Source organism: Pseudomonas sp. 3MAES_34.3B, assembly GCF_058145875.1.
The window spans coordinates 1,764,588-1,787,089 of record NZ_CM176960.1 but is presented as its reverse complement, the minus strand read 5'-3'; the positions used below and the strand labels follow the sequence as shown (position 1 = coordinate 1,787,089).

Here is a 22,502-nt window from a genome sequence, read left to right as displayed (position 1 = left end):
GGCATTCACCGGGCGCCACCACAAGCGCTTATCTCCCCCCGGTAACATCGAGGAAAGTGCCCGTGGTATAGCTCGCCTCCTCGCTGGCCAGCCAAAGGATCGCCCGCGCGACTTCTTCTGGCTGGCCGCCGCGCCCCATCGGGATGGACGCCTTTACGCGGTCCACGCGCCCTGGCTCGCCGCCGCTGGCATGCATGTCGGTGTAAATGTGCCCCGGGCGAATGCAGTTCACCCGTATGCCGTCGCGCGCGACTTCTTTCGCAAGGCCGATGGTGAAGGTCTCCAGGGCCCCCTTGGACGCCGCATAGTCGACATACTCGTTGGGGCTGCCGAGCCGCGCGGCGCCGGAGGAGATATTGACGATGGCGCCCCCTCGGCCCTGATAGCGGGTCGCCATTCGCCGCACCGCCTGCTGCGAGCAGAGGATGGGGCCGATGGCGTTGACTGCAAAAATCCGCTGCATGCGCTCGAAATCCAGATCCACCATGGGGGACTGCCGGGCGAGTATGGCGGCATTGTTTACCAGCACGTCGAGCCGGCTAAAATCCCGGTCAATGGCCGCGAACAGTGCCCCGACCTGTTCGGGGTCGGCACTGTCGGCCCGCATCGCCAAAGCATTGCGGCCAAAGGCGCGAACGTCCGCCGCCACCGCCTCGGCACTGGCTTGGTCATGGATATAACTGAGCGCCACGTCGTAACCTCGTGCGGCCGCCAGGCGAGCCGTCGCCGCACCGACGCCGCGGCCTCCCCCCGTGATCAATATCAAAGGCGCCTGCGAAGAAATAGCCATGATGCGGTGCTCCAAAAAGAAGTGAGTTATCCGTAAGCCGCTGCCGTGGGGCTACGCAGGTAAGGTTTTAGCATCAATACCAGCGGCACGATCAGCGCGGCGGTGGCGGCGGTGGCCATAACGCCCACCGTTTGGGTGGTGTGATCTGCAAGGGCGCCGTAAAGGATTGGCGCCAGGCCACCCGCGCCTATCACGCTGGTGTAGAAAATCGCGAAGGCCCGCCCGGTATCGCCGGTGCTCAGCTCCGGCACGGTGCCGTATAGGATCGAGGAGGTACCGTTCAATACCACCCCCAGTAGTGGTAACAACACCAGCGTGGCCGCAAGCGGCGTGAACAGCGTGGCGGTTATCAGCGCTGCGGTGGTGGCCTCGGTCAGCATCACGCTGCCCACCACCCCGAGTTTCTCCCCCAGCCAGCCACAGGTGGCCTTGCCAAAGGCCCCGCCAATAAAGAGCAGCGCCAGCGCCAGGCCCACCGTGGGCGAGCCCCCACCCAAACCCTGTATCAGAAACGGCAGGAACAGCAGGTAGCCCATGCGTGTCGCCGCATCCAGGCCGCCGATGGCCGTAAGAATACCGAAGCCACCACGCCCGGAAGCGACCTTGGGCTTTTCTATATGGCTAATGCCAGTGCCCGGTAGCAAAGCGGCCAGCACCAGCACCACCGCAATACCCAGCACCACCATCAGGCCCAATACCGACTGCCACGCCAGCACCGGAAGCAGTAACGCGACGAGCGCGGGCACCAGTGCCTTGCCGATGTCCCCGGAGAAGTTGTAAATGCCCAGCGCGCGCCGCGGGGCGCTCCCGTAGGCGGCGGTGACGAGCATCGAGCCCCGCGGATGCTGGATGCTCGAACCAATGCCGGCCACTACAAGGCCGGCGCACAAGCCGATGAAGCCCAACGGTAGCGCCATGATCAGCAGCCCGGCAGCGGCGAGCAGCGTGGACAGCACCAGCGCGACGCGAGGTGAAATACCACGTAGCGCACGGGTGGCTGGCAATTGCAGGCCGCCCATGGTTGCGGAGTACAGCGCGCGCACCATGGCCAGCGCCGCATAGGACAAACCGAACTGCGCCTGCCACACCGGCATGAAGGCATACAGGCCATCGGTGTAACCATCGTGCAGCGCATGGGCCAGGCAGGCGCCCAGCAAGCTGCGTTTGTGCCGTGCCCATTGCTTGAACGGTTTCACTGCGCCTCCCGTCGTCCGAGAATCTTTAACGGGAATGCTAAATGCGTGAGACTTGGTCAACCAGCCTCTATAAAGTCCCCTGTAGCGTTCATTTTTCTCACGGATTGCCATGCGCCGCCTCCCTCCCCTGAATACTCTGCGCATCTTTGAAGTCGCCGCGCGTACGGGCAGTTATGCCGAAGCCGGATTAGAACTCGGCATCACTCACGGCGCGGTCAGCCGGCAGATCGCAACGCTTGAGGGCTGGCTGGGCCAGCGGCTGTTCGTGAAGGAAGGCCGGCGCATGGTTGCCACGCCCATGGCCAAGGTATTCGCCGCTCAGGTGGCGCTCTCTTTCGAGCAACTGGCCGTTGCGGCGCAGGCGTGTGGCCACCCGGGGGTTCGGCGTATCTTGCGCGTGAGCGCGCCGACCAGCTTCGCCATGCGCTGGCTGATACCCAGGCTCCCGCACTTCCATGGCCAGCACCCGGATGTGGAAGCGGTTGTGACCACGGTTTCGACCGTGCAGGAGGCATTGCGCGGCGGTACCGACATCGCCATCCGCCGGGGCGTGGCCCGTGAACACCTGTGGCCTCAGCACCGGGTGGTGCCGGTGCTGGAGGATGTGGATACCCTCATCATGAGCCCCGACCTTTACAGGCGGCGGCCCATTCGCCGGCCAGAAGATGTTGACGGGCATACCTTGCTTGCCACCGAAACCCGCGCCGGCGACTGGGTAAGCTGGCTTGACGCGGCCAAGCTCTCACACCTGGCCGGGCAGCCGAGGCAAATCTTCGATCACTTTTTCATCACGCGCCAGGCAGTGGAAGACGGGTTGGGTATTGGCATTGGCCCGCTGCCCCTCCTCGCGCTGGACATCGCCAATGGTCGCCTGATGACGCCGCTGCCAGATATTCGCGTTCCGCGTACAGGGTATGTAGCGATCATCCCGCGCGAGGCCTCGAATGGGGCGTTGGCCACGGCTTTTATAGAGTGGTTGATCGCCGAGCCCGAGCGCCTGGCCGATGAAGCTTCCCGCTGACCTTCCTTTGCCTTGCTCGCCCGGCTTTCCGCTTTGGCCCTGGCCGTTCGTAGCAAGCGCCAAAAAAGCATTTTGCTCGCCTGCTTTTTGACGAACCCGCCGAGTAACAATGTGCTTACAAAGGAACTGCCGCCAGCAAGTCGGCGTTTACGGGTTCCTAACGCCGAAAGCCAAGAATATTTGACGAAGTGATCCCATTTAAACCGTTTCCTTTTGTGAACTCTGTCATAAAACGTCCGAGCCGGACGCCGAGCGATTGGCACCGGTCCCCTACATTTTCCCGCGGACGGACAAGCACATGATTTTCAACGTAAAGGATTTCGGCGCTGTAGGTGACGGTGTGACAGACGATACGGCAGCCATGCAGGCCTGTATCGACGCAGCGGCAGCAGCGGGCGGCGGGACGGTATTTGTACCAACCGGGACCTTTATCGTCTCGGCCGGGGAAGAACCCTCGGACGGCTGCTTGATGCTGAAAAGCAACGTGTACATGGAAGGCGCGGGCGCTGGCAAAACCACCGTGAAGGTAGCGGACGGCACCGATACCAAGATCACCGGCGTGATCCGCTCGGCCTACGGCGAAGAAACCCATGACTTCGGCCTCAGCAACCTGACCATCGACGGCAACCGCGACAACACCACCGGCAAGATCGACGGCTGGTTCAACGGCTACATTCCCGGCAAGGACGGCCACGACAGCAACGTCACCCTCAGCGGCGTGGAAATCAAGGACTGCTCGGGTTACGGCTTCGATCCCCACGAGCAAACGATCAACATGCTGATCGAGAATTGCGTGTCCCACGGCAACGGCCTGGACGGCTTTGTCGCGGACTACATGATCGACACCAAGTATGTAAACAACGTGGCGTACGACAACGACCGCCACGGGTTCAACATCGTGACCAGCACCAACGACTTCACCATGACCGGCAACGTGGCCTATGGCAACGGCGGCAACGGTATCGTGGTGCAGCGCGGCAGCGAGAACATCCCTTCACCGTACGACGTCACCATCGAAGGCGGCAGCCTGTACAACAACGGCGCCGAAGGCGTGTTGGTGAAGCTGTCCAGCGACGTGACCGTGACCGGCGTGAATATCCACGACAACGGCGGCTCGGGCGTGCGCATCTATGGCAGCACGGATGTCACTGTTACCGGCAATACCCTCACCAACAACGGGCTGAAGGCACCAGTCCCGGAAGTGGTCATCCAGAGCTATGACGACACCGCCGGCGTGTCGGGCAAGTTCTTCCCCGGCAGCGACAACACGGTGAGCGACAACACCATCACCGGCGGCGACAATTCCACCTATGGGGTGGCCGAACGCAACGAAGACGGCACCGACCGCAATACCATCCTGGACAACGCCATCAGCCATACCACCAAGGGCTCGACCCTGACCTACGGCGACGGCACCACCGTGGGTGCCACCCCACCGACCACCACGCCGCAAGGCACCGCTGGCGATGACACCCTGGTAGGTACGGCGGGCAATGACACGATCAAAGGCCTGGCCGGCAATGACACGATCAGCGGCGGCGCGGGTAATGACACCCTGGACGGCGGCGCTGGCGTAGACACCCTTACCGGCGGCGCCGGGGCGGATACCTTCGTGATCGCGAGCCGCCTGGACAGTTACCGCAACTACAACACCGGCGGCGTTACGCGGGTAGACACCATCACCGATTTCGCGACGGGCCAGGACCGCATCGACCTGTCCGCGCTGGGTATCACCGGCCTGGGCGATGGCCGCAATGGCACGGTGTACCTCAGCCTCAACGCTGCCGGGGACAAAACCTACGTCAAATCCCTGGAGGTGGATGCCAGCGGCAACCGTTTCGAACTGGCCCTTACAGGCAACTTGCTCAGCAGCCTGAAAGCGACCGACTTCGTGTTCGCTGGCGTGACCCCGGTGAACCATGCCCCGGTACTGGCCACGCCCTTGGCCGACCAGAACGCCACCGAAACATCGCCGTTTAGCTACATCATCCCGGCGGGTGCCTTCACCGACGCGGACAACGACACCCTGACCTTCACCGCTACCCTAGCCGACGGCAGCGCCCTGCCGGCCTGGCTGAAGTTCGACGCCGCCACCCGCACCTTCAGCGGCACGCCGGATTCGAACGCGGCGGGCAGCTTCAACGTGACTGTTACGGCCAACGACGGCAAGGCTGGTACCGTGACCGATACCTTCGCCCTGGCGGTGAAAGACACCCCGGTCACGGCGCCTGTCACAACCCTCACCGGCACCTCCGGCAAAGACACCCTGACCGGTACCGCAGCCAACGAGCAGCTGCTTGGCCTGGCAGGCGCCGACACGCTCAACGGCGGCGCCGGCAATGACATCCTGGTGGGCGGCGCGGGTATCGACAAACTCACCGGCGGCGCAGGGGCGGACATCTTCCGCTTCTCGGCGCTGACCGACAGCTACCGTACTTCCAGCACCAGCTACTCGGACACCATCACTGACTTCGTGGTGGGCGTGGACAAGATCGACCTTTCCGGGCTGGGCTACACCGGGCTGGGCAACGGCTACAACGGCACGTTGTTCCTGCAATACAGCTCCAGCTCCAACACCACCTACATCAAGAACTACGAGCCCGATGCCAGCGGCAAACGCCTGGAACTGGGGGTCACCGGCAACCTGCTCAACACCCTCAAGGCCTCGGACTTCATCTTCAACAGCACGCCTACGGTGAACCACGCGCCGGTAGTGGCCACGCCACTGGCTGACCAGACCGCCAAGGAAACCACCGCCTTCAGCTACACCATCCCCGCCGGCGCCTTCACCGATGCCGACAATGATGCGCTGACCTTCACCGCTACTCTGGCCGACGGCAGCGCCCTGCCGGCTTGGCTGAAGTTCGACGCTGCTACCCGCACCTTCAGCGGTACGCCGGATTCGAACGCAGCCGGTAACTTCAATGTGACCGTGACCGCCAACGACGGCAAGGCCGGTACCGTGAGCGATACCTTCGCGCTAGCGGTACAGGACACACCTGTTGCGGCTAACCACGCCCCTGTGGTGGCGGTGCCACTGGCGGACCAGAACGCCACTGAAACCAGCCCGTTCAGCTACGTGATCCCGGCTGGCGCGTTCACCGACGCCGACAACGACACCCTGACTTTCACCGCCACCTTGGCCGACGGCAGCGCCCTGCCGGCCTGGCTGAAATTCGACGCTGCTACCCGCACCTTCAGCGGCACGCCGGATTCGAACGCGGCCGGTAGCTTCAACGTGACCGTGACCGCCAACGACGGCAAGGCCGGGATCGTTACCGACACCTTTGCCCTGGCGGTGAAGGACACCCCGGACACCACGCCGATCAAGACCCTTACCGGCACCTCCGGGAAAGACACCCTGACCGGTACCGCAGCCAACGAGCAGCTGCTTGGCCTGGCGGGCGCCGACACGCTCAACGGCGGTGGCGGCAATGACATCCTGGTGGGTGGCGCCGGTATCGACAAACTCACCGGCGGCGCAGGCGCGGACATCTTCCGCTTCTCGGCGCTGACCGACAGCTACCGCACCTCCAGCACCAGCTACTCGGACACCATCACTGACTTCGTGGTGGGCGTGGACAAGATCGACCTTTCCGGGCTGGGCTACACCGGGCTGGGCAACGGCTATAACGGCACGTTGTTCCTGCAATACAGCTCCAGTTCCAACACCACCTACATCAAGAACTACGAGCCCGATGCCAGCGGCAAACGCCTGGAACTGGGGGTCACCGGCAACCTGCTCAACACCCTCAAGGCCTCGGACTTCATCTTCAACAGCACGCCTTCGGTGAACCATGCGCCGGTACTGGCCACCCCATTGGCTGACCAGACCGCCAAGGAAACCACCGCCTTCAGCTACACCATCCCGGCCGGCGCCTTCACCGACGCTGACAACGACGCCCTGACCTTCACCGCCACACTGGCCGATGGCAGTGCCCTGCCGGCCTGGCTGAAGTTCGACGCTGCTACCCGCACCTTCAGCGGTACGCCGGATTCGAACGCAGCCGGTAACTTCAACGTGACCGTGACCGCCAACGACGGCAAGGCCGGTACCGTGAGCGATACCTTCGCGCTGGCGGTACAGGACACGCCTGTTGCGGCTAACCACGCCCCTGTGGTGGCGGTACCGCTGGCGGACCAGAACGCCACTGAAACATCGCCGTTCAGCTACACGATCCCGGCCGGTGCCTTTACCGACGCGGACAACGACACCCTGACCTTCACTGCCACCCTGGCCGATGGCAGCGCCCTGCCGGCCTGGCTGAAGTTCGATGCCGCCACCCGCACCTTCAGCGGCACGCCGGACTCGAACGCGGCCGGTAGCTTCAACGTGATTGTCACCGCCAACGACGGCAAGGCTGGGATCGTTACTGATACCTTTGCCCTGGCAGTGAAGGACACGCCTGCGGGCAACGGCAGCGTGCTCACTGGTACGTCCGGCAAGGACACCCTCACCGGTACCGCCGGCAATGACCAGCTGTTCGGCCTGGCCGGGATCGATACCCTCAAAGGCGGCGCCGGCAATGACCTGCTGGTGGGCGGCGCGGGGGCGGATAACCTGGCCGGCGGCGCGGGGGCGGATACCTTCCGCTTCACCACGCTGACCGACAGCTACCGCACCTCCACCACGGCCTACAGCGACCTGATCACTGACTTCGACGCGAGCGTGGACATCCTCGACCTGGCCGGCCTGGGCTTTACCGGCCTGGGGAACGGCAACAACCGCACCCTGCTGGTGCAGTACAACAGCACCAACGACCGCACCTACCTCAAAAGCAATGACGCCGATGCCAGCGGCAACCGCTTCGAGCTGGTGCTGCAGGGCAACCACCTCACCACGTTGAAAGCCACCAACTTCATATTCACCAGCGGCAACCTGCCGGGTAACAGCGCGCCGGTGTTGACCGACCCGCTGCAGGACAGCACGGCGACTGAAAACAGCGCCTTTACCTACACCGTGTCACAGGCGGCTTTCACCGACGCCGACAATGACGCGCTGACCTACACCGCCACCCTCCAGGACGGCTCGGCGCTGCCTTCATGGCTGACCTTCGACCCGAAAACCCTGACCTTCAGCGGTACCCCGAACGACAACGCCGCCGGCGTTTACAACTTCCTGGTCACCGCCACCGACAGCAAGGGTGCCTCGGCCAGCGACCTGTTCGCGCTGACCGTCGCCGATGCGCCACGCACCACCATCACCGGCAGCTCGGGCAAGGATGCCCTGAACGGCACCACCCACGATGACCTGATGCTGGGCCTGGCCGGCGCCGACACACTCAAAGGCAACACCGGGGCAGACATCCTCGATGGTGGCGCCGGTGCCGACAGCCTGACCGGCGACGCGGGGGCGGACACCTTCCGCTTCTCGGCAGTCACCGACAGCTACCGCGACTATGACGCTGGCGGTATCACGGCCAGCGACACCATCACCGACTTCACCGTGGGCGTGGACAAGATCGACGTGAGCAGCCTGGGCATCCTCGGCCTGGGGGATGGCAGCCACAACACTCTGTACATCACCACCAGCGCCGACGGCAGCAAGACCTACATCAAGTCGGCCGAGTCCGATGCCGATGGCAACCGCTTCGAAGTGACCCTGCAGGGCAATTATGCCTCCACCCTAAGCGCCAGCGACTTCGTGTTCGCCGAGCGGGCCGAGCAGGACATTCTCTTCCTCCCGACCCTGGGCCAGAGCAACGCGCGGATGCTGCGCATGACCGAGGATGACGATCAGTCGGGCATCACCGAGATGGTCAAGGACCTGAGCAAGTACACCGATTACGACGTGCGCAGCCAGTTCACCGACGCCGACGGCAATGGCATCGACATCGCCGTGGGCGGCAGCACTGTGAATGGCTTCTCCACTGGTACCGAGGAAGAGCTGCGCCTGTCCTGGTGGCTCGGCGACACGAATAAACCGGGGCCTGCCCTGCTCCGCGCCGTCGAGTTGTTGAAGGAGCAGCTTGCCAGCCTGAAGGCCACCGACAACGTGACCATGGGCATCATCTGGGGCCAGGGCGAGGAAGCCGCCCAGGAAATCGGCCGGGCGAGCGACCCGGTCGCCCAGGCTGCGGCCTACAAGGCCAACACCCTGAAAGTGTTCGACTACCTGCACGCGCAGCTTGGCGACTTCAAGGTGTACATCATGGAAACCGGGCATTACGACGCCGATGCCGCGCGGGTGCGGGGCTACGACGAAGCCAAGATTGCCCAGATCGAGAAAGGCCTGGTAGCGGTGCGGACGGCGCAGGAACAGATGGCCGCGGAACGCTCGGACGTGGACCTGGCCGTGGACTACACCGACCTGCCGCTGCGCCAGGAAGCCGACCCCGTCACCTACCCCGACGACGTATGGCACCTGCACGAAGAGTCGGCCGAGATCGTGGGCCAGCGCCTGGCCGACTACATCGCCGCCGACCTCGGCTACAAGGGCAACCTCAACGACAACCGCACCGCTCAGGACGTGTACAACGACGTGGCCAGCCAGAACGGCGGCTATATCCTCGGCACCGACCAGGATGACACGCTGGTGGGCAGCGCCTACGGCGATACCCTGGACGGCGACCTTGGCGCGGACAACATGACCGGCGGCGACGGCAAGGACGTGTACATCGTCGACAACGCCCAGGACGTGGTCACCGAAACCAATGCCTCTACCACCCAGATCGACACGGTGAAAGCCTCGGTCAGCTGGACCCTGGGCAATAACCTGGAATACCTGGTACTCACCGGTTATTCGGCCATCGACGGCACGGGCAACGGGCTGCGCAACTTCCTCACCGGCAACGACGCGGCCAACGTGCTCGACGGCAAGGGCGGCGCCGATAGCATGACCGGGGGCAACGGCTCCGACACCTACTATGTGGACAACGTCGACGACACCACGGTGGAGAAAAGCAGCGACAGCACTGTGGGCGGGATCGACACGGTGTACACCAGCCTGGCTACCTGGACCCTGGCCGCGAACGTAGAGAACCTGGTAATCAATACCGCGGGCGCCGCCAACGGCATCGGCAACGCGCTGGACAACACCCTGTTCGCCGGCAACGGCAACAACGTGCTGGATGGCCGCGACGGGATCGACACGGTTTCCTACGCGGCGGCTAGCGGGACGGTAACCGTGAACCTGAGCAGCAGCGCCCAGCAGAATACTGGCGGCTCTGGCCTGGACACGCTCAAGTACATCGAGAACGTGATTGGGAGCCGTTTCGACGACAGCATCACTGGCAGCAGTGCCAACAACGTGCTGGACGGCGGCGCCGGTAATGACAAACTCATCGGCGGTACCGGTAACGACACCCTGATCGGCGGCGCAGGTACCGACGCCCTAACCGGCGGTACGGGTGCCGACACCTACAAGTTCGTCGCCCTGACGGACCTGGGGCTGGGCAACCTGCGGGACGTAATCAACGGGTTCAAGAGCAGCGAGGGTGACAAGCTCGACCTTACCGGCCTGGACGCCAACACCTCTACCGGCGCCCACGACAACTTCAACTTCATCGGCAGCCAGGCGTTCAGCGCTGCCGGCCAGTTGCGGTTCGAGAACGGCGTGCTCTACGGCAGCACAGACTCGGACTCCACGCCTGAGTTCGAGATCCAACTGGTAGGTGTGACCCAACTGCAGCAGAGCGATTTCGCTGTGTAAGGGAGCAAGCCCGGCGGGTTAGCCCGGAACGGATGCCCTGACAATCGTCAGGTGCCATTGTGTTCCGGGCTGGCCGGTTTCCAGGTTATGCCAGTTGGTCTGATTGCTCGCTTGCGGTTGACGTCAGGATCATTTGATACAGGCGCTCGGCGGCCGGCGAGAGCACTCTTCCTCTGCGCTTTATCAGGCCGCTGGTGCGATTGAGGACGGGGTTGGTGAGCGGCACCGCGCGTAACTCCGAGCGCATCAGATGAGGAGGAATCGCCAGTTGAGGCACCGCCGCAACGCCAAGACCCGCGGCAACCATGTCCACTACCGTCCGCACATGCCTGGCCTCGCAGATCGCAGAGGGCAGGTCGGGAACGTCCGCCAGTGCCATGTCCAGTAACAGGCGGTTGCCACTGGCCTTGCTCACCGCGATGTAGTCGTGCCTGGCCAACTCCGCCCAAGTGACGGAGCGCCGAGCCGCCAGCGCATGATCATGACGGCAGGCAACGACGAAACGCTCCTTGAAGATTGGCACGAACTCCAGGTTCGCTTCCTGCACACCAATGTAATTGATGCCGAAGTCGGCCTCGTTGCGAACCACGGTGGAAAGCACGTCGCTTGCGCCCTCGTCCAGCACGCGGACCAGAATTCGCGGGTAGAGGCGCCGGTATTCGGCCAATACGGCAAGCAGGCAGTGGTGCACGGCTGTAGGTACGCAGGCAACGGTGACCTCCCCGCGAAGGGTACTCGCCCCCTCTTTTATTCCCATGAACGACTCGTCGAAGGTGTTCACCACCTGACGTGCCTTGCGGGCGAACTCTCGCCCCGTTGCCGTCAGTTCAACCCGACGCGTGGTTCGTTCCAGCAGCCGTACCCCCAGGTTGCTTTCCAGTTTTGAAATGCGCCGGGACAAGGCAGGCTGCGAAAGATACAGCTCTCTGGCGGCTGCACTGAAGCTTCCGAGCTCCGCGACCGCAACCAGCGCGCGTAGATCTCCCATCTCTACATTCATGTTAGCCATGCATAAGTACCCAATATTATTGCAATTAACTTAGCAGACGTTGTGCGCCATGATCCTAAGGTGCGTGAAAGCACGTGCATCCCGATAAGTACAATCACAGGAGCACTTATGAATTCGTTCAACCGCCGCGCGCTGCTCAGGGCCGGGGCCATCGGTTCAGTCGCCGCCGCCGCTTCGAGCCTGGTGTTTTCGGCTGAGCCAAAGGCAGGGGATGCAGCCCCCGGCCCTGGCCCCGTCGACGCCCCAGGCGCATCCGACGGTACAGGCGTCACTCACACCTTGGCCGCCTATCTGGTAAAGGCCAGGTATGAGGATTTACCCGCCAATGTCCGCAGGGAGGGTTGCCGCACGCTGCTTAACTGGGTGGGGGTCGCGGTCGGCGGCTCACATCACGAGACGGTTGAGCGAGCGATTGTGGCGCTCAAGCCGTTCTCCGGCCCCGGGCAGGCCAGCCTGCTTGGCCGCAGCGAGCGTTTCGACATCATGAACGCGGCGTTTTTGAATGGCGTTGCCAGTCACATCTTCGACTTTGACGACACGCACCTCAAAACCATCATTCATCCCGCAGGGCCGGTGACCTCAGCGATTCTGGCGCTGGCGGAGTACCGGCCCGTGTCGGGCAAGGACTTTCTGAACGCTCTGGTTCTGGGGGTTGAGACCGAATGCCGGATCGGCAACTCCGTTTACCCCAACCACTATGATGTTGGCTGGCATATCACAGGCACGGCAGGCGTGTTTGGTGCAGCCGCGGCCGCGGGCAAGCTGCTCGGGCTGACCGAGCAGCAAATGGTTTGGGCACTTGGCCTGGCGGCCTCGCAACCGGTTGGGCTGCGGGAGTCATTCGGATCGATGAACAAAAGTTTCAACCCCGGCCGGGCCGCGAGTAACGGCTTGTTCGCAGCCTTGCTGGCGGCCCAGAATTACACCAGCTCGGAGGCGATGATCGAAGCGAAGCGTGGCTGGGCACACACCATCAGCACCAAGCAGGATTTCAGCCAGATCACCGACGGGCTGGGAACCCACTACGAGTCGGCACTCAATACTTACAAGCCATTCGCCTGCGGCATCGTGATTCATCCGGCCATCGATGCAGCCATCCAGCTGCGCAATGAGTACAAGCTGACCCCTGACCAGATCGCCAAAGTGGATTTGAAGGTTCACCCGCTGGTGATCGAGCTTACTGGCAAGAAAACCCCAAAAATCGGCCTGGAGGGCAAGTTCAGCATTTACCACTCCGTTGCCGTGGCGATCGTGCAGGGGGCGGCGGGCGAGCGCCAATACAGCGATCAGGCCGTGCAGGATCCCACCGTGGTGAAGTTACGCGACCGGGTAGTGGCCACCGTCGACCCTGCCATCAAGCCCGAGCAGGTCGATATGACCATCACACTCAATGACGGGCGCACCCTGCATAAATTTATCGAGCACGCGATCGGCAGCGTGGAAGTGCCCATGACTGATCAGCAGCTGGACGCAAAATTTCTCGATCTGGCCAAGGATATCCTCACGCAGGGCCAGGCCGAGCATCTTATCCAGCTGTGTCGTAATGTCGAGTCGTTGGCGTCCGCCGCCGAGATTGCCAAGGCCGCGACCTCACCGGCCTGACGCCTTCAGCGCCATACGGTTTCATCCTTGATAACAAGACGTTGTCCCGCGCACATCACGACGGGACACTGGAGGCTCCATGAAGACTGTGTCGTGGTCTCGTCGCCGTGTGCTGCAAGGCAGCGCATTGCTTACGGTTGGGCTCACCCCCTGCAGGGTTCTGCTGGCGGCCGATAAGCCCAGCGACATTACTGCACAGCTGGCCCGCTACATCGTTGCGTCCCGGAACCTTGCGTTACCGGACGCCGTGGCGGTGGCTTGCAAGAATCACATCCTGGATACGTTCGGAGCCATGATTTCGGGCTCCCAGATGCGTCCAGGCCAACTGGCGTTGCAATACGTTGCAGGGTTGGGTGGCGCGGAGCAGGCGTCTGTCGTGGGGTCGGGCTTTCGTACTACCACCATTAATGCGGCCTTGGCTAATGCGATGTGTGCCCACGCTGATGAGACCGACGACTTCGAACCGGTGACCAAAGCCCACCCCGGCAGTTCGGTAGTGCCTACCGCGCTGGCAATGGGGGAATCGCGCCACAGCAGCGGCGAGGCCTTCATGCGGGCGGTTGCGCTTGGCTACGACACGGGTTGTCGCTTGCTGATGGCGCTCGGGCCGGACCTTGTCAGGGGGTCACATCGTAGCGCCGAGGGCACGGCAGCCACATTCGGTGCTGGCGCCGCGGCCGCATCGCTTGCCGAACTGGACGAGCTCAATACCTGTTATGCCTTGTCCTATGCGGCGCAACAGGAATCGGGCCTCTGGAGCTGGGTCAAGGATCATGACCATATCGAGAAAGCGTTTGATTTTGCGGGCATGGGAGCGCGCAACGGCGTTCAAGCGGTGACCATGGTGCAGGCTGGCATGACTGGCGTCGCCGATGTGCTGGACGGCACTCACAATCTGTTGATTGCACTCTCCTCGCAACCCCAGCCCCAGCAGATGCTGGACGGCTTGGGTCAGCGATTTTTCGTGGTAGATACCGCGATCAAAACCTATTCGGTGGGCTACCCGATCCAGTCGCCCCTCGACGCTATCCTCACCTTGCGCAAGGCGCACGGCCTGACCCCGGACAACGTCAAAGGCATCGAAGTCCGAGTGCCAAGCGATGCGGTGGGGATTGTTGGTGACAGTGCGATGCCGGACGTGAACTGTGCCCACATGGTGGCCCTGGCGCTTATAAAGGGGAAGGTTTCGTTCGCAGACAGCCACGATCCGTCGCTGATGCACGAACCTCAGCTGATAGCGCAGCGTAGCAAGATCAAAGTGTTCGCAGATCCTGCCCTGGACGATCCGGCTGCCCCGCGCGGCGCAAAGGTTACCGTCACATTGACCAATGGCCAGACAGTCACGCACCACACCCGTTTTCCGTCAGGCACCAAGGAAAATCCCTTGAGCGTTGAAGCGGTAAACAGCAAGGTCCGCGACTTGATCGTTCCCGTCATCGGGCAAGAACGCAGCGAGCGCTTGATCGAGCAGATCAATCACTTGGAAAGGCTCCAGGATGTTGCGCAGCTACGGGATTTGCTCGTTGCCCAGCGCGCCTGATGTGCCCTGCTTTTGCCACGCAACCACGCAACTGAACATAAAGAGAACCGTTGGCTGGATTACCCCTTCGCAGCCTGAGGCGATCGCCATGCCGTTAGCATTCTGAGTACCCATTCGACAAGAACGAGGCAGGCCCTGCATGCGATTAGGTTGGTATTCGGCACTAACGCCCACTGAAAAGCGTACCTACTGGGCGTGTTTCGGTGGGTTCACGCTGGACTCGATGGACTCCACCATCTACTCGCTCATGATGCCAGTACTAATGACGGTACTGTCCCTGAGCAAGTCCGACGCGGGCCTGCTCGGATCGGTATCCCTGATCGGCAGCGCGCTGGGTGGCTGGGCCGCAGGGTTGCTGGCGGACCGTTTCGGCCGTGTGCGGGTGATGCAAGGGACCGTGCTGTGGGTAGCGTCCTTCACCTGCCTGGCCGGGCTTTGCAGCAGCTTCTGGGAATTTTTGCCTGTGCGTTTTCTGCAAGGCATCGGTTATGGCGGCGAAGCCGTCGTCGGCGCGGTGCTGATCAGCGAGGCCATTGCGCCAGCGCTCCGCGGCCGGGTGGCCGCCTCGGTGCAAAGCGGGTACGCGGTGGGCTATGCAATTTCCCTGACCTTGATGCCGGTCGTGTTTGCCTGGCTGCCCGAGGAAATCGCCTGGCGCGCGTTCTTCGCCATTGGTTTGTTGCCCGCCCTCCTCATCTGGTTCATCCGCCGCCTGGTACCGGAATCCCACGCCTTTACCCAGGCAAACAAGGGCCCTAGGAAAGCGCTGAACGTTCGAGAGATCTTCGGCCGGGATCATCGCAGGGTGACGGTGATCAGTACCATCCTCGCCAGCGGCATATTTGGCGGGGCCTACATCATGATCACCTGGCTGCCGACCTATATGAGGATGGTGCTCAACCTGCCGGTGGCGTCTACCTCGGGTTATCTTGCGGTGAACATCCTGGGCTCGCTGCTGGGCCCCTTCATCTACGGCCGTATCAGCGACCACATCAGCCGCGGCAGGGCATTCATGCTGTTTTTGCTCTGCCAGGCCTGCGTGGTGGGCGTTTATACCTTCGCGCCCATCAACATGGGAGTCACCCTGGGCCTGGGCTTGCTACTGGGGACCTTCCAGGGCGGCCTGGCCTCCGGTTTGCCGGTGGCGTTTGCAGAGCTTTATCCCACCCGCATCCGTGCCAATGGGGCCGGGTTCTGCACCAGCTTTGGCCGCGGCTTCGGCTCTATCATGCCCGCCGCAGTCGGCTTTGCGTCCACCAGCATGGGCCTGCCCGCCGCCATGGGGGCGTTTGCCATCAGCTCATACGTGATCGCGTTCATCGCAGCGCTTTGCCTGCCAAACGCCACCGGCGCGGACATGATGGCAGAGGCTGCGCTAGGTGATGACGCTGGGCATAAGCGTTCATCGCCGGGTAGTGACGGGGCTGATAACCCGGAGGCGAGCTATCGGTAGTTTGGGCTGACATCGACTCTCAAGGAGAATGCAGGCCGACCGGCCCGGCCTGCTTCCCTATACGGCGCTATTCACCGGCGCCGTAGCTGTCCGTCATCGCTCACCACCCATGGCTTCTGATTGGCGACGACCTGCACCCCGCCCACCCACCGATTAGCCGGGGCGTGATCGAGCCAGTTTGAGCGCTTCAGTAAAACCTGCTCACCCAGCGCAGTGATCCGAACCACGCGCTTCTGCCATTCGGCTCCCGGCTGTTCATGCACCAGCGGGTGTGGCGTATCGATCAGCGGCCGAAGCAACGCATGGAACATCAAATCCCCCAGATACGGCAGCGGCTCATAGCTCATCATCAGATGGCCGAATACCTTGCCGGCCGGCAATTCACCGTGGTCCGCCAGCACCCGCAATATCAGGCGCTGAGTCAGGCTCAAGCCGTCGTCCACGCCAGGAAGCTCCTGCAGTTGCCTCGCCAATGCGGGGCCAAGCAGCGGCAGCGCCGGATGTGCTTGTGCCGCCAGGCGCGCCCAATCGGTAGGGTTTGCTGCGGTATAGGCCGCCCATGCTGTGCGGGCCAGTGCCAAGGCGCCGTCACCCAGAGCCCGCCGTTGTGGCCATAGCCATGCGAGCAGATCCGGAGCCAATTGCCCGATACCTATAAACCTTTCTATACCGGGCACTTGGGTGATTTCGATCACTTCGAGCCTGCGCGGTAAGCTAGGCAAGCTGGCCAGCAGGCGGACCATAAACAGCTGATCATAGGCATCGCCTTCGCACCACAGCACCAACTCGCTATCGGCCCCCAGCTGCGCCAAGGCTCTACGCTGTGCGGCTTGGCGCTGGTGAATGTCCCCGGCAGGTAAACCAAAGGCCTGCTGTATGAACGCAGCTCGCGCTGCCCAGTACTCTTCCTCCGGCAGGGCCAGGACCGGGCCCATCACCATAGGGTCATCAAACATATGGAACGAGCCCGAGAAACCTGCCACCCGCAAACTGTGCGCGATATCGTTCCCGCACCGCCAGTGCTGGACCTTTGCCTCATCGGCAGAAGCAAAGCCCGGGTTGCGCGCCGCAAAGGTAACGCTTTCGGCGTGGGCGATCAGCTTGGGCCAACTGGCAAAGCCCGTTTCACGGGCCACCAGCCACTGGGTGTCGGCCAGCCGATAGTCAGGGCCAGGCACACCCATTGCCCGCAACTGCACGCAGGTATCGCCCGCTTCGTGGTTTTTCAGCGCTTTTAGAAGGCGCTTGGCGCGCTTGCGCAGCGAGGGCAAATCAAGAAGGCCGTGATGACGGGAAGCATCAAACGCAGGCATACCAACTCCTTACAGGCTCGGTCCGCCGACAAGCCGGGAGCTGGAATGGAAGAATGGAGCAGCATGCCTTGGGGAACCCCTTCGCGCGGACCGCGGGCGCGGCAAACGCCCAGGCGCTGACTTTAGCGGGAAGAGGAACAGAAGCAAAGTCGAAGAAGCCGCAAGCAGTTGGAGAGTGTTGACCTGCCGCTCTGCACAGGCTTGGCCACACCTGCTCGCCGACCATAACCCGATGACTGGAAAGAAAAATTCTTGCTGAGCAGGTTTCGCCTGTAATACTGTAAATACATACAGTTAAGAGTCGTCGTTATGGCCAAGCAACCTTCCACGCCCGTACAGCCCCAGCCCTATGACCTTTTGGCGATGCGCCTGCAGCGCGCCATTAACCATCCCGGCGCGCAGCAGGCCAAAACGGCCTTGCTTGAACGGCTGGACAGCGACCCGGAAGAAGCGTGGGAGCGGATCATGGAAGAGCTGGGCGAAAACGATAACGTGACCCTGGCCTACCGTGACGATGGCCATATCCAGATTTTCTGGACCGTGCTGCAGGACGACTGATCATGGCGTTTTCTGTCCTGGGGCCGCTGGCACCGTCAGTGTATCCCCTGCCCTTTTTCGCCTGCCGCGTGCCGGCTGGCTTCCCCTCGCCGGCGGCGGACCATCTGGAAAAGCACATCTCCTTGGATGAGCTGTTCGACCTGCGCGCTCCGCACGTCTACCTGGTGAAGATCGAGGGCGACAGCATGACCGGTGCCGGCTTGTTCTCCGGCGACCTGGTGATCGTGGATCGCGGCCGCGAAGCGCGCCATGGCGACATCGTGATTGCCGCGCTCAACGGCGAGCCGGTGTGCAAGCGGCTACACCGCAAGGGCAGCGAAGTCATTCTCCAGTCCGAAAACCCGGCTTACCCTCAACGCTACGTGCTGGAAAGCGATGACATGACCATCTGGGGTGTAGTGCGCTACAGCGTGCGCGATCATGCCTACGCCTGAGCCGGTATTCGCCTTGGTGGACTGCAACAGCTTCTATGCCTCGTGCGAGCGGGTGTTTCGGCCGGACCTGGCCAAGACGCCGATTGTGGTGCTGTCGAACAACGACGGTTGCGTGATCGCCCGCAGCTATGACGCCAAGCCCTTCGTGAAAATGGGCGCGCCGTACTTCCAGATCAAGGACACGCTGCGCCGGCACGGGATCGTCGCGTTCAGCAGCAATTACGCGCTGTATGGGGAGATGTCCGAGCGGGTGATGACGATCATCGAAAGCATGGTGGCCGGCGCCGAAGTCTATTCAATTGACGAGATGTTCTGTGACCTGACCGGCCAGCCGGGCGACCTGAGCGCCCTGGGCCGGTCGATCCGGGAGAAGGTGCTGCGCTGTACCGGCATTCCGGTCGGCGTGGGCATTGCCCGCACCAAGACCCTCGCCAAGCTGGCTAACCACACCGCCAAGCGCTTGCAGCAACAAACCGGCGGCGTGGTGGACATCTGCGACCCGTTCAAGCGCGACTGGGTGCTGCGCAACACCGCCGTAGCCGAGGTATGGGGAGTGGGCCGACGCCTGAATACGCACTTGCAGGCCATGGGCATCCACTCGGCCATGGACCTGGCCCATGCCGACCCCGTGACCCTGCGGGCCAAGTTCAGCGTGGTGCTGGAGCGCACGGCCCGCGAACTGGCCGGCGTGCCGTGCCTGGAACTGGACGACCCCGACCCACCCAAGCAGGAAATCTGTTGCAGCCGGATGTTCGGCAAGCGGCTGACCGACCTGGCCCCGATCAAGGAAGCGGTGGCCAGCTACACGGCCCGCGCGGCCGAGAAGCTGCGCGCCCAGGGCTCGATGTGCAAGAAGATGCGCATCGCCGTGCGCACTGGCATGTTCAACCCGGACGAAGCCAAGTGTGCCAATGGCGTGCTGGTCGAACTGCCCTACCCCACCCACGACACGCTGCTGATGACCAATGTGGCCACCCAGGCGGTGGAGCGGATCTTTCGCGAGGGGTATCGCTACAGTAAGGCTGAGGTGCTGTTGCTGGACCTGCGGCAACCTGGCGAGTACACCGACGACTTGTTTGCCGTGACCCAGCCGAAAAAATGCGAGCAGCTGATGCAGGTCCTGGACACTATCAACGGCCGCTGGGGCCGCGGTACGCTGCGTTCGGCCACACTGCCTATAGCGCCGGACTGGGGGATGCGGCGAGAGTTGATGAGCCAGAGTTACACGACGCGGGTTGATCAGTTGTGGACGGTCAATGCCCGATAATTAGCGAGTGTATCAAACGACACAAATCCTGCAGGTCATACCTTTCAGATGACTAGATTTTGGGATGATCGCGAAAGCTCACGATTACATAGGGATACGCATGGATTGCAATAATCTCAGAGAAAAATCCAGCAATGTGAAACTTAGCACTGATCAAAAAAACGCCATGTGTGAGGTATTGACTGGCATAGGGTTGTTCCTTGTTTTTATATGGGCCGTACCCGTGGCGTTTATGATAATTGCAATGTGCGCCGATGGTTTTTCTGGAGTGACTGGGTTTATTTCCTTATTTGGTTACTGGCTGCCCTATGCTTGGTTATTGCTGCTCTTATTGGGCTTACGATGCTTTCGATTGATATGCTGGATTAGAGCCATATGAAGGCCGAGGGCCTTCGCCTGGATGCGTTAAAAATGTGGCTGCCCTCCCTTTCTAGCCCAAGGGCAAACGGCCCGGTCCGATTAATGCGCGGATCGAGACGGTGGCCAGCGGGAAGTTCTTCAAATCACTGTGGCCCCAAGGCCGCGTGCTGGTACCGGCCAATAACTGGTTCGAATGGGTCAAGGACCCGGATGACCCAAAGAAAAAACAGCCGTATTGCATCCGGCTCAAGGCCCAGGCGCCGAAGTTCTTCGCCGGGCTGGCACAGGTTCATCCAGGGCTGGAGCCGCATGACGAAGACGGCTTTGTCATCATCACGGATGCCAGCGATGCCGGCATGGTGGACATTCATGATCGCCGCCCGGTGGTCCTGGGGCCAGAAGCCGCAAACGCCTGGCTTGGGCCGGGGCTGGAGGCCGATGCGGCCTTGCAGATCGTGCAGCAGCAGAGCCGCCCCGTGGCCGATTTTGAGTGGTACGCGCTCGATAGGGCCGTGGGCAACGTCAGGATCAGGGCAGCGAATTGATCAAACCCCTGTCCAATGATTAGCGGGTGAAGGCTTCAGCGTCTGGTTTGCAGCGACTCAGCCCGCCACAGGCGAAGCGCTGTGAAGCATCTAGAATCCCTCCATGACATTTCCTCTTCAGGCCGAATCCATGCCCACAGCCTCCAAAACTGCCCTGCAAACCGCGCTCGATGAGCAAGTCACCTATCACCATCGATATACGTTCGGAACTTACACCGGCACGTCGGCTGATGATGTCATCACCGGTACCTATCAGCGAGATCACATATTCGGCGGCGCCGGGAACGACACCCTTGATGGGAATGGCAGTGACGACACTCTGGAAGGCGGCGCAGGGATCGATACCCTGATTGGAGGTATAGCCTATGGAGGCGGGGTTAAATTCGTATTCACCTCGCTCACCGATAGTTACGCCGATGCCCAAGGCTCCCACTCCGACCTGATCACCGGTTTTTTCGGCCCATACGATGTATTGGACCTGACCGCCCTTGGCCTTGAGCGGATCGGTAACGGCCACAATGGCGACCTGGCCGTCAGCTACGATGCTGCCACGGACATCACGTACCTGCGGTCCCTGGACAAGGACGCCAGCGGCAAGTTCTTCGAGGTCCGCCTGGCAGGCGATTTCCAAGGCCAGCTAAGCACGGCCAACTTTGTACTGCGCCACGACGGCACAGCCGGCAACGATACTCTGGACTACAGTTTCAGCACCAAGGAATACGCGCTCAATGGCCTGGACGGCGACGATACGCTGTATTCCGGAAAAAGTGCCAACGTACTGGAAGGCGGCGCGGGTGCTGATCACCTGATTGGCAATGCAGCCAGTATTGGCACCGAAACCTACCTCTATCACCAGCTTAGCGACAGTTTTGTCAACGACGCCTCGAACGTGTCCAGCGTTGACCTTATCAGTGAATTCGACCTGTCCAACGGAGACGTATTGGACGTGTCCGCGCTGGGCTTCACTGGCTTGGGCGATGGCTACAACGACACGCTGAATTATGCCTATGACAAAACCGTGGGGCATATCGTGGTGCAGTCGTTCGAGGCGGATGCCCAGGGCGACCGCTTCAAGGTGTATATCGACCAGGGCTATCGCGCCACTGGCGGCGCCTCTCAAGATGCGGATGGTTTTATCTTCAAGGGTGATAACAGCCATGTCGATGCCGATCAGACCCTTACCGGGAGACCGACGTGGGATTCAATGCATACGGGAAGGGATGGCGGCATCTTGATCGGCGGCGGCGGCGGCGATGAGCTAAGTGGCGGTGATAGGTCAATTGGCATAGATGGGCTAGATACTTTCCGCTATCTGGACAGCAGCGACAGCGTTCATGGCTATGGCACCGTTGACTTGATCAAGAATTTTGATGTTACCCGAGACAAGATCGACGTGGCAGCCCTCGGCTATACCGGCTTGGGCGACGGCCACGATGGCACCTTGAAGCTGATCTACGACACAGACCTGCACCGCACCTATCTCAAAGACTACGACCTAAATGCCGAAGGGCAGCGGTTCGAAATCGGCCTGGAAGGCGGCTACACCCGGACATTCACCGCAGATAATCTGGGCGTTGCGAGCACTGTTTCAACAGCCGAGCACACTGCTGAAGTGCCTATCGAATTAGTAGGGGTTGCGCCTAGTGGTATCCATGCTGCTTAGGTGAGAAGCCGGTTTAGCTAGCGGTTAGCAGTCCATCGCTATTTCAGGCTGCCCTGAGCAAGGGCAGCTAGAGTCGGTTACTGCTGATGACGACAGGCCG

General features: G+C 61.9%; 13 protein-coding genes and 1 pseudogene. 10 read left to right on the top strand and 4 right to left on the bottom strand.

Annotated elements, in window-relative coordinates:
- Nucleotides 1–28 precede the first annotated feature (28 nt).
- Together AC3Z8Y_RS07905 and AC3Z8Y_RS07900 are read right to left on the bottom strand one after the other, a co-directional pair.
- Nucleotides 29–790, bottom strand: coding sequence for an SDR family oxidoreductase (locus AC3Z8Y_RS07905; RefSeq protein WP_490089195.1), 762 nt, complete (start codon nt 788–790; stop codon nt 29–31).
- Nucleotides 791–816: 26 nt separating this feature from the next.
- On the bottom strand, nt 817–1,986 hold the full coding sequence (locus tag AC3Z8Y_RS07900) for an MFS transporter (RefSeq protein WP_490089194.1): 1,170 nt from the start codon (nt 1,984–1,986) through the stop codon (nt 817–819).
- A 109-nt stretch (nt 1,987–2,095) separates the two neighbouring features.
- Here AC3Z8Y_RS07900 and AC3Z8Y_RS07895 point away from each other — a divergent pair, with 109 nt between their 5' ends.
- Together AC3Z8Y_RS07895 and AC3Z8Y_RS07890 are read left to right on the top strand one after the other, a co-directional pair.
- On the top strand, nt 2,096–3,007 hold the full coding sequence (locus AC3Z8Y_RS07895) for a LysR substrate-binding domain-containing protein (protein WP_490089193.1): 912 nt from the start codon (nt 2,096–2,098) through the stop codon (nt 3,005–3,007).
- 298 nt (nt 3,008–3,305) lie between these two features.
- Nucleotides 3,306–10,658, top strand: coding sequence for a putative Ig domain-containing protein (locus AC3Z8Y_RS07890; protein ID WP_490089192.1), 7,353 nt, complete (start codon nt 3,306–3,308; stop codon nt 10,656–10,658).
- Nucleotides 10,659–10,743: 85 nt separating this feature from the next.
- Here AC3Z8Y_RS07890 and AC3Z8Y_RS07885 read toward each other — a convergent pair whose 3' ends face one another.
- Nucleotides 10,744–11,667, bottom strand: coding sequence for a LysR family transcriptional regulator (locus tag AC3Z8Y_RS07885; RefSeq protein WP_490089191.1), 924 nt, complete (start codon nt 11,665–11,667; stop codon nt 10,744–10,746).
- Nucleotides 11,668–11,775: 108 nt separating this feature from the next.
- Between AC3Z8Y_RS07885 and AC3Z8Y_RS07880 the strand changes: the two genes are divergently transcribed.
- The 3 genes from AC3Z8Y_RS07880 (at nt 11,776) to AC3Z8Y_RS07870 (ending at nt 16,262) form a co-directional block, all read left to right on the top strand.
- Nucleotides 11,776–13,269, top strand: coding sequence for an MmgE/PrpD family protein (locus tag AC3Z8Y_RS07880; protein WP_490089190.1), 1,494 nt, complete (start codon nt 11,776–11,778; stop codon nt 13,267–13,269).
- Nucleotides 13,270–13,348: 79 nt separating this feature from the next.
- Nucleotides 13,349–14,809 carry an MmgE/PrpD family protein gene (locus AC3Z8Y_RS07875; protein WP_490089189.1) on the top strand — a complete coding sequence of 487 codons (1,461 nt, stop codon included), beginning with the start codon at nt 13,349–13,351 and terminating at the stop codon, nt 14,807–14,809.
- Nucleotides 14,810–14,948: 139 nt separating this feature from the next.
- Nucleotides 14,949–16,262 (top strand): MFS transporter, encoded by a 1,314-nt coding sequence (locus tag AC3Z8Y_RS07870; protein WP_490089188.1) that lies wholly within the window; start codon nt 14,949–14,951, stop codon nt 16,260–16,262.
- A gap of 71 nt (nt 16,263–16,333) precedes the next feature.
- Here the strand turns inward: AC3Z8Y_RS07870 and AC3Z8Y_RS07865 are convergent, their stop codons facing one another.
- Nucleotides 16,334–17,575 (bottom strand): DUF1835 domain-containing protein, encoded by a 1,242-nt coding sequence (locus AC3Z8Y_RS07865; protein WP_490089187.1) that lies wholly within the window; start codon nt 17,573–17,575, stop codon nt 16,334–16,336.
- A gap of 309 nt (nt 17,576–17,884) precedes the next feature.
- On the opposite strand from AC3Z8Y_RS07865, the gene AC3Z8Y_RS07860 reads away from it, so the two are divergent.
- The 5 genes and pseudogenes from AC3Z8Y_RS07860 (at nt 17,885) to AC3Z8Y_RS07840 (ending at nt 22,402) form a co-directional block, all read left to right on the top strand.
- Nucleotides 17,885–18,133, top strand: a complete 249-nt coding sequence (locus AC3Z8Y_RS07860) for a DUF1654 domain-containing protein (protein ID WP_490089186.1) — start codon at nt 17,885–17,887, stop codon at nt 18,131–18,133.
- 2 nt (nt 18,134–18,135) lie between these two features.
- Nucleotides 18,136–18,567 carry a LexA family protein gene (locus AC3Z8Y_RS07855; protein ID WP_490089185.1) on the top strand — a complete coding sequence of 144 codons (432 nt, stop codon included), beginning with the start codon at nt 18,136–18,138 and terminating at the stop codon, nt 18,565–18,567.
- Nucleotides 18,554–19,834, top strand: a complete 1,281-nt coding sequence (gene umuC / locus AC3Z8Y_RS07850; protein WP_490089184.1) for a translesion error-prone DNA polymerase V subunit UmuC — start codon at nt 18,554–18,556, stop codon at nt 19,832–19,834. The genes AC3Z8Y_RS07855 and umuC overlap by 14 nt, the downstream gene beginning before the upstream one ends.
- 437 nt (nt 19,835–20,271) lie before the next feature.
- Nucleotides 20,272–20,762, top strand: a pseudogene (locus tag AC3Z8Y_RS07845) (SOS response-associated peptidase); the annotation flags it as partial.
- An 80-nt stretch (nt 20,763–20,842) separates the two neighbouring features.
- Entirely contained in the window at nt 20,843–22,402 is a 1,560-nt protein-coding gene (locus AC3Z8Y_RS07840; protein ID WP_490089183.1) for a calcium-binding protein, read from the top strand.
- Nucleotides 22,403–22,502: the final 100 nt, after the last annotated feature.